This is a genomic window from Aquabacterium sp. (genome assembly GCF_004297345.1).
In the GTDB taxonomy this organism is placed as follows: Bacteria; Pseudomonadota; Gammaproteobacteria; order Burkholderiales; family Burkholderiaceae_C; genus Aquabacterium.
The window spans coordinates 1-7,295 of the sequence record NZ_SCTN01000434.1 but is presented as its reverse complement, the minus strand read 5'-3'; the positions used below and the strand labels follow the sequence as shown (position 1 = coordinate 7,295).

Annotated in this window: 10 protein-coding genes; 3 read left to right on the top strand and 7 right to left on the bottom strand. The window is 64.4% G+C overall.

Annotation, left to right across the window (positions count from 1 at the left end):
• The 7 genes from EPO09_RS16865 to EPO09_RS16835 form a co-directional block, all read right to left on the bottom strand.
• On the bottom strand, positions 1-495 hold a 495-nt coding region (locus EPO09_RS16865; protein WP_290644703.1), incomplete at its 3' end, for a PilW family protein.
• 12 nt (positions 496-507) lie between these two features.
• Positions 508-996 (bottom strand): type IV pilus modification protein PilV, encoded by a 489-nt coding sequence (gene pilV / locus EPO09_RS16860; protein WP_290644701.1) that lies wholly within the window; start codon positions 994-996, stop codon positions 508-510.
• A gap of 1 nt (position 997) precedes the next feature.
• Complete coding sequence (locus tag EPO09_RS16855; RefSeq protein WP_290644699.1) at positions 998-1,624, bottom strand: GspH/FimT family pseudopilin; 627 nt, start codon at positions 1,622-1,624, stop codon at positions 998-1,000.
• The gene (locus EPO09_RS16850) at positions 1,618-2,043 is read right to left on the bottom strand and encodes a type IV pilin protein (RefSeq protein WP_290644697.1); all 426 of its coding nucleotides are present in this window, start codon (positions 2,041-2,043) and stop codon (positions 1,618-1,620) included. Before EPO09_RS16850 ends, EPO09_RS16855 begins: the two co-directional genes overlap by 7 nt.
• Positions 2,044-2,311: 268 nt before the next feature.
• A complete protein-coding gene (locus EPO09_RS16845; RefSeq protein ID WP_290644696.1) occupies positions 2,312-3,160 on the bottom strand; it encodes a sulfurtransferase in 849 nt (282 codons plus the stop codon).
• A 27-nt stretch (positions 3,161-3,187) separates the two neighbouring features.
• The gene (locus EPO09_RS16840; RefSeq protein ID WP_367200080.1) at positions 3,188-4,156 is read right to left on the bottom strand and encodes an alpha/beta fold hydrolase; all 969 of its coding nucleotides are present in this window, start codon (positions 4,154-4,156) and stop codon (positions 3,188-3,190) included.
• Positions 4,157-4,170: 14 nt separating this feature from the next.
• On the bottom strand, positions 4,171-5,148 hold the full coding sequence (locus EPO09_RS16835) for a tetratricopeptide repeat protein (protein ID WP_290644694.1): 978 nt from the start codon (positions 5,146-5,148) through the stop codon (positions 4,171-4,173).
• A gap of 107 nt (positions 5,149-5,255) precedes the next feature.
• Here EPO09_RS16835 and purE point away from each other — a divergent pair, with 107 nt between their 5' ends.
• From purE to EPO09_RS16820, 3 genes are all read left to right on the top strand, one after another.
• On the top strand, positions 5,256-5,762 hold the full coding sequence (gene purE, locus EPO09_RS16830; protein ID WP_290644707.1) for a 5-(carboxyamino)imidazole ribonucleotide mutase: 507 nt from the start codon (positions 5,256-5,258) through the stop codon (positions 5,760-5,762).
• Complete coding sequence (locus EPO09_RS16825; protein WP_290644692.1) at positions 5,759-6,943, top strand: 5-(carboxyamino)imidazole ribonucleotide synthase; 1,185 nt, start codon at positions 5,759-5,761, stop codon at positions 6,941-6,943. Before purE ends, EPO09_RS16825 begins: the two co-directional genes overlap by 4 nt.
• Before the next feature lie 76 nt (positions 6,944-7,019).
• Positions 7,020-7,295: Sua5/YciO/YrdC/YwlC family protein (locus EPO09_RS16820; RefSeq protein ID WP_290644705.1), on the top strand; the 276-nt coding region annotated here is incomplete at its 3' end.

Sequence of the window (7,295 nt, the reverse complement as noted above, 5' to 3'; positions counted from 1 at the left end):
CACGGAGGCCTGGGCCATCACCACGTCACCGATGTTGAACGACGAGGTCGTGCTGACTGGGTAGCTGCCTGCCGTGGAGTTGCTGATCAGGGGGTCGCCTTCGGACGAGCCTGAGCCGTTGCCGTAGACCACCAGCAGGGTGTCCGTATTGGCGTCACCCGCAGGAACCTTGGTGGTGGGTGGATTGATGGTCGTGGGTGCCAGCGGGATGGTGACACTCACACTGTCTGTGCTGGTCGTGTAGGTCACATTGCACCCGAGCACGTTGAACGAATTGATGCCGTAGCCAGAGGCCTGGATATCGCGCTCCAGGTTGAACAAGGCGAGCGTGCCGTTCATTTGCGCGTCGTTGCCTCCGCCGGATGTGCGTTTGCTGGCTTCGGAGTTGCTCAGCATCTGCATCATGATCACGACGGTGGCCATGCCAATGGCCAGAGCCACCATGATCTCGATGAGGCTGAAGCCTCTTTCCACTTGATGGGCGTGCGCGCGCATGCTGTCTGGCTCCTACCTGAGTTGCGCCACGGCGATGTAGCTGTGCGTGGTCGTGTCACCGGGTTCTTGCCAGAACACGGTCACCTCCGCCCTGCTGCTGGCGGGGCCAGAGGCTGTGGCGGGGATCGTGGTGAACGTCACGGTGGGCAGCGTGCTCTTGTCGCTGCTGACATTGGGCAGGCCTGAGTTGCGGACGGTGCTCAGCCACTGTGTGTAGCTGGCACCTGCCGTGCTGCTGCTGAAATTGGTTTGCAGGGCGTTGGCCGTTTTATCGCTGGCCCACATGCGGCTGATCACATCGTTGGCCAGCAGGGCCGCCATGGAACGGTATTCCGCCCCCGTCGCCTGTTTGATCGACACGGCCTGCAACTGGATGACCGACAGCACGCCCAGCGAGAAGATCAGGATGGCCACCATGGCCTCCAGCAGCATCACGCCGGTCTGTGCAGACTGTGAGCGAGCGGGCCGCCCACACTGTTGGGTGTGGATGATCTTTTTCATGTCAGCACGCGGTAGGTTGAGCGTTGGATGTCGTGGTGCCCATGGAGGGATCACACATGCGGGCCTGGCCAGCTGGCGACACCACAATGCGCAGGCAACGGAAGGTGCCTGAGCCATCCGTGCCCAGACAGGCGCCGGAGGTGGAGGTCACGTCGATGGTCATGGTGCCGATGACGGTATCGGGTGATTTGGTCGGGGTTTGCTGGCCCAGGCCATTGAAGCTCACGGCAGCTTGCGAGGCGGTCACGGTGATGGCCGACGAGGAGGCCGCCACGCTCTTTTGCACCATCAAGGGGTCGACCGTGTCGGACGTGGCGTTGCCGCAGTTACCGGCGGGAGTCGTGCTGGCGTTCAGATTGACCACCCAGTTCATGCCATTCGCGCTGATCGCGCAATCGTTGTTCAGCGAGCTGGTGAGCTGGAAGCGGGCACTGCTGTTGCGTTTGACGGCTTCGGTGCGTGCGTGGTGCAGGCCCGTCATGATGGACTCGGCTGCGCTGCGGATCTGCGAGTTGCGGACCCACTCCGTCAGGGAGGGCGCGCCGGACAGCAGCAGGAAAGCCATGATGGTCAGCCCGACCATCAGTTCGATCAGCGTCATGCCGCGTGATGTTTTGAGCTTCAGCATAGGGAGCCCTTCTTGGTGACCCAGCACCCTGCGTTGGTCGTCCAGCCGCTTGGAACGGCGGTGGTGGCGCGGGTGCCGCCGTCATTGACCGTGTAGGTGAAGCCGGCCATCTGGCTCTTGCCCGTTGCCGTCAGCGTGTAGGTGGTGGCGGTGCCGGCGCAGGTGAAGTTGAAATAGTTGCTGGTGGTGGTGTCCGACGCTGCTGTGCCGCCGCAAGTGCCTGCGGTGTTCAGATAGGTGCGTTGATCCTGGAACCACTGCTCCATGCGGGTCTGGCGCGAGGCCAGATAGGACGTGGCATCCGGAATCTTGCTGCGGATCACATAGTCCTGATAGGCCGGATAGGCCACGGCAGACAGGATGCCGACGATGGCCACGACGATCATCACCTCGATCAGCGTGAAGCCTTGTTGATGCACCCTTCGTAGGTGCCGGTTGGTGCTTGCATGCATAGCCAAAACCCCTTCTCTTGAGGAAATGATGTCCTCGCGACAGGAATTCTGGGTGGCGCACCTCGGGCAGGAAGGCCGGATAACCGTGACAAATCCGACGCTTTAGCGCTGGCTTACGACTTGTTGCGAGCAGCTGTTCACAGGCGCGACATGCCGCTCAACCGTTTGTCGGCTGAGGGCGACCGTTTGGCGGGGATGCCTGGACGTGAGCGGCGTGCGAGGGCGTGCGGGGAGATCAGCGCTCAACCGGGCGGCTGGCATCGCTGCACCATTCGCTCCAGGATCCCGCGTACAGCCGGGTGGCGGGCAACCCGGCGTGCGCCATGGCCAGGAGGTTGTGGCAAGCCGTGACGCCGGAGCCGCACTGGTGCACCACCGCCGTCATCGGCGTTTGACCGAGCAGAGCCTGGAATTCGTCGCGCAACTGATCTGCAGGTTTGAACTGGCCGTTCGCCTGGAGGTTGAGCTGGAAGAAGCGGTTGCGCGCGCCGGGGATGTGGCCACCAACTGCATCCATGGTCTCGTTCTCGCCGCGGAAGCGGTCTGCCGCGCGTGCGTCGATCAGCGCCTGCTGGCCGGGCTGGTTCAGGTGCGCCAGCACATGTTCGACGTCGGTCAGCCAGTCTTGACGCGTCTGGGCCTTGAAGGCCGAGGGCTGGCGTGCGGGGCTTGCCGTATCAACAGGGCCCTGCGCAGCCAGCCAGGCTTGCCAGCCGCCATCCAGTACCTGAATCTGATCAAAACCATGAAAGCGCAGCAGCCACCAAAGGCGTGCTGCGAACATGCCACCGGCATCGTCATACGCGACCACGCGTGTACCGGGGGTGATGCCCCATGTACGCACGGTCTGTACGAACGTTTCGGTGGTGGGCAAGGGGTGGCGACCGTTGCGGCCGGTCTTTGCGCCGGACAGATCCCGGTCCAGATGGGCGTACAAGGCGCCTGCTGCGTGCGCTAGCGCATAAGCCAGTTCGCCTGCAGCAGGGTTGCCCAGATTGAAGCGGCAATCAATGAGCAGCCAGTCTTGGTCCTGACGCGCCAGGGCGGCAATCAGCTCGGGGGCAGCAATCAGCGGTGCGCTCATGGGCAGGCCTTCTCTTGTGTTTGTTTCTTACTCGGGCGAACGCGCCAGCGCGGCTTCCACGGCTTGCGCTACTTCTTGCGGTGCCTCGTGCAGCACCCAGTGAGTGGCCTGAGGCAGGCGCGTGATGTGCAGTTTGGGCACGTAACGAGACAGGCCGTCAAGCAGGCTGGGCGGCAAGGCCGTATCGGCTTCGCCCCAGATCACACTGGTCGGCACGTTCACATAGAGCAAGGCGTCAGGCAATTGCAGCGTATTGATCGCATCGGTGGGTGAGGTGGGTGGATGCAAAGGCGAGGCGCGGTAATAGTTCAGCGGGCCAGTCAAGGCCGAGGTGGCCGTGTTCGCTTGCCCTGCAGGTTGCGGCGTGGCTGACCAGGCTTGCCGATACTGGGCGCGCAGATCCGGCGTCAGCCAGGTGGCGCCGCCAAAGCGCTCGAAGAAGGGCCACATCTGTTCGAAGTCATGTGCCGCCAGTTGGGGCTCGATGCCAGGCGTGCGTAGCAGATTCATGTAGCTGCTGGCGGCCTGCTGGTCCGGATCATCTCGCAAGGCGTTGAGAAACAGCCCTGGGTGCGGCGCGTTGAGGATCACCAGCCTTTGCATCACCTGAGGCGCGACAGCGGCCAGGCCCCAGGCCAGCGCACCACCCCAGTCGTGGGCGATCACGGCTGCAGCAGGCGTATCCGATGTGGCGGCTTGTTGCTGGATCAGGGCGATCAGATCGCCCAGCACGATGTTGGCGCGATAGGCCTTCACATCGGCTGGCGCGTAAGAGCCTGGGTAGCCTCGCAGATTGGGCGCCACGCAGCGGTAGCGATCGCCAAAGCGTTGCAGCAAGGCATCCCACACAAAGGCCGCCTCTGGGAAACCGTGCAGGAACAGCAGCAAGGGCGCCCCTTTCGGCCCAGCCACACGGCAGCTGAGAAAAGGTTGCTCAGCGCCATTGGCTTGCAGCGTGACGAGCTCGGTGGAGATCATGGCCGGGTGGGGATGCATGCCGTGCGAGCCGATCAGAACAGCGCCATGCTGAGCTTGCGGCGGTACTGGTCGATCACCGGATCGTTGCCCACGATCTCGACCTTGCCGGCGATTTCCAGCTTGGGCTTGTCTGCCGCGCCAGGCGCGCCGGCCACAGGTTTGCCCGCCACGGGCTTGGGCTGTGGCTTGGTCATCACTTCGAGGATGGCCACATAGGTCTTGCGTGCGGCCTCATCGTTCCAGGTCTTGTCACGCATGATGATTTCCAGCAGCTCGTCCATGGCCATGGTGGGCTGGCTGGCGGCCCAGAACAACTGGGCCAGTTCGAAGCGGGCTTCGAAGTCACGCTTGTTGGCCGTGATGGCCGCTTCCAGTTCTTGCGGGGCACGGCCCTGGCGCGCGGCCTGCACAGCCGAAATGTAGCGGCTGAAGGCCAGCGGGCGGGCTTCCGGCACGGGGCCGGTGGCACGGCCAGCCACGGGCAGGAAGATGTGTTTGGCGGCCTCCACCTGGCCTTCTGTCAGCAGCAGCTTGATCAGGTCGTAGCGGGCCTCGTCATTGCCGGGGTCTTTGGCGATGGCGTCTTCCAGCTTGGCGATGGCGTGGTCCAGATCACCTTCTTCAGCCAGTTGCTCGGCCTCGGCGGTTTCTTCAGCCGCTTCGATTTCGCCTTCCGAGGGCACGTGCTTGCTCAGGAACTCGCGGATCTTTTCAGCGGGCAGGGCACCCACGAAGCCGTCAACCGGCTGGCCACCCTTGAACAGCACGCAAAACGGAATGGAGCGCACGCCGAACGCTTGCGACAGTTGCCCGGCGATTTCCTGCTGCTCGTCGGCATTGACCTTGGCCAGCACGAAACGGCCGGCGTATTCCTCCTCCAGTCGCTCCAGCACGGGCCCCAGGGCCTTGCAGGGGCCGCACCATTCCGCCCAGATATCGAGCAAAACGGGGACCTGCATCGAGGTGGCGATCAGGTCGGATTCGAAATTTTCTAGCGTGATGTCGATCATGTTGGGCAGATCTGGCGAGGATGAAGGTGGGCGGGCGGGCGGCCAGCGCCTAAAATCCCGGGTTTGATGTGGCGAAAAAGGATCAAGCCGTGACAGACACGACTGGTGTGAAGACTGTGAAAGTGGGTGTGGTGATGGGTTCCAGCAGCGACTGGGACGTCATGCGCCATGCTGCCGACATTCTGACCGAGTTCGGCGTGCCTTTCGAGGCGCAGGTGGTCTCGGCGCACCGCATGCCCGACGACATGTTCCGTTACGCCGAAGCCGCCGCTGACCGGGGCCTGGTGGCCATCATCGCCGGTGCTGGCGGTGCCGCTCACCTGCCGGGCATGCTGGCAGCCAAAACCACGGTGCCCGTGCTGGGCGTGCCCGTGCCTTCCCGCCATCTGCAAGGCGTGGATTCGCTGCACTCGATCGTGCAGATGCCCAAGGGCATCCCCGTGGCCACGTTCGCCATCGGCACGGCCGGGGCAGGCAATGCCGCCTTGTTCGCAGTGGCGATGCTGGCCAACGGTGACGCAGCCTTGCGCGCCAAGCTGGACGCCTTCCGCGCTCGCCAGACCGAAGTGGCCCGCGCCATGACCAATGACCTGACCATGGACGCCAAGGCATGACCAGCAAGAAGGACGTGATCCTCCCTGGCGCCACCCTGGGCGTGATGGGCGGCGGCCAGTTGGGCCGCATGTTCGTGCACGCTGCGCAAGCCATGGGTTACCGCACGGCGGTGCTCGATGCCGATGCCACCAGCCCTGCGGGCCTGGTGTCGCACGAGCACATCCAGACGGCCTATCTCGATGAGGCTGGTCTGGCGAAGCTGGCCCAGGTGTCGGCCGCCATCACCACCGAATTCGAAAACGTGCCTGCCCAGGCGCTGGACAAGCTGGCCGAAACGCGCCCTGTGGCGCCAGCTGGCAGCGCCGTCGCCATCTGCCAGGACCGTGCCCGTGAAAAGGCCCATTTCGTGGGCTGCGGCGTGGATTGCGCCCCGCACGCCTTGATCGAGACGCCCGAGCAACTGGCCGCTGTGCCGGACGACCTGTTGCCCGGCATCCTGAAAACCGCCCGCCTGGGCTACGACGGCAAGGGCCAGATCCGCGTCAAGACCCGCGCCGAACTCATCGCCGGCTGGGATGAGTTGAAGCGCGTGGGCTGCGTGCTGGAAAAGATGCTGCCCCTGGCTTATGAGGTCAGTGTGCTGGTGGCCCGTGGCCGCGATGGCCAGGTCGTGCACTTCCCGCTGCAGCAGAACCTGCACCGCGACGGCATCCTGGCCGTGACCACCGTGCCCGCGCCCAACGTGACCGAAGCCGTGTCGCAGCAGGCTTATGCCTCGGCGCACAAGATCGCTGCCTCCATGAACTACGTGGGCGTGCTGTGTATCGAGTTCTTCGTGCTGGCCGATGGCCGCATCGTGGCCAACGAAATGGCCCCGCGTCCGCACAACTCCGGTCACCACACGATTGACGCGTGTGACGTGTCGCAGTTCGAGCTGCAAGTGCGCGCCATGACCGGCCTGCCGCTGGTCGAGCCCGTGTTGCATAGCCCCTGCCTGATGCTCAACCTGCTGGGCGACCTGTGGTTCCCTGGTGTGGCGGATGATGGTGCGACCGAGCAGCAAGAGCCCGACTGGGCCGCCGTGCTGGCGCTCAGCGGCACCCACCTGCACCTGTATGGCAAGACCGAAGCCCGCAAGGCGCGCAAGATGGGGCACCTGACGGTGACCGGCGCCACGCCAGCTGCGGCGCGCGAGGTGGCGCTCAAAGCGGCAGCGATCCTGGGCATCGAGCCTTTCTGATCGCCTGTCGCCCTGGCCCGCTCTGCCTTAACCGCCCTCGATCAACTCGACCGACCTTGCCCCGCCCTTGACGACCATGCGCCTGCTCGATCCTCAACAACAAGCTGACGCCATCGAGCAAGCAGCCCAACGTCTGGCTGACGGCGGCCTGCTGGCCCTGCCTACCGAGACGGTCTATGGCCTGGGTGCCCGCGCCGATGACGATGCCGCCGTGGCGCGCATCTTTGCTGCCAAGGGCCGCCCGGCTGATCACCCGCTGATCGTGCACGTGCCCAACCAGGCTGCGGCCTTGACCTTTGCCTCGGCCTTCCCGGCTGTGGCGCGCAAGCTGACCGACGCCTACTGGCCAGGG

Coding starts and splice junctions, on each gene's coding strand:
- pilV (WP_290644701.1), bottom strand. CDS start 996: ATGAAAAAGATCATCCACACCCAACAGTGTGGGCGGCCCGCTCGCTCA.
- EPO09_RS16840 (WP_367200080.1), bottom strand. CDS start 4,156: ATGCATCCCCACCCGGCCATGATCTCCACCGAGCTCGTCACGCTGCAA.
- EPO09_RS16835 (WP_290644694.1), bottom strand. CDS start 5,148: ATGATCGACATCACGCTAGAAAATTTCGAATCCGACCTGATCGCCACC.
- EPO09_RS16855 (WP_290644699.1), bottom strand. CDS start 1,624: ATGCTGAAGCTCAAAACATCACGCGGCATGACGCTGATCGAACTGATG.
- EPO09_RS16845 (WP_290644696.1), bottom strand. CDS start 3,160: ATGAGCGCACCGCTGATTGCTGCCCCCGAGCTGATTGCCGCCCTGGCG.
- EPO09_RS16825 (WP_290644692.1), top strand. CDS start 5,759: ATGACCAGCAAGAAGGACGTGATCCTCCCTGGCGCCACCCTGGGCGTG.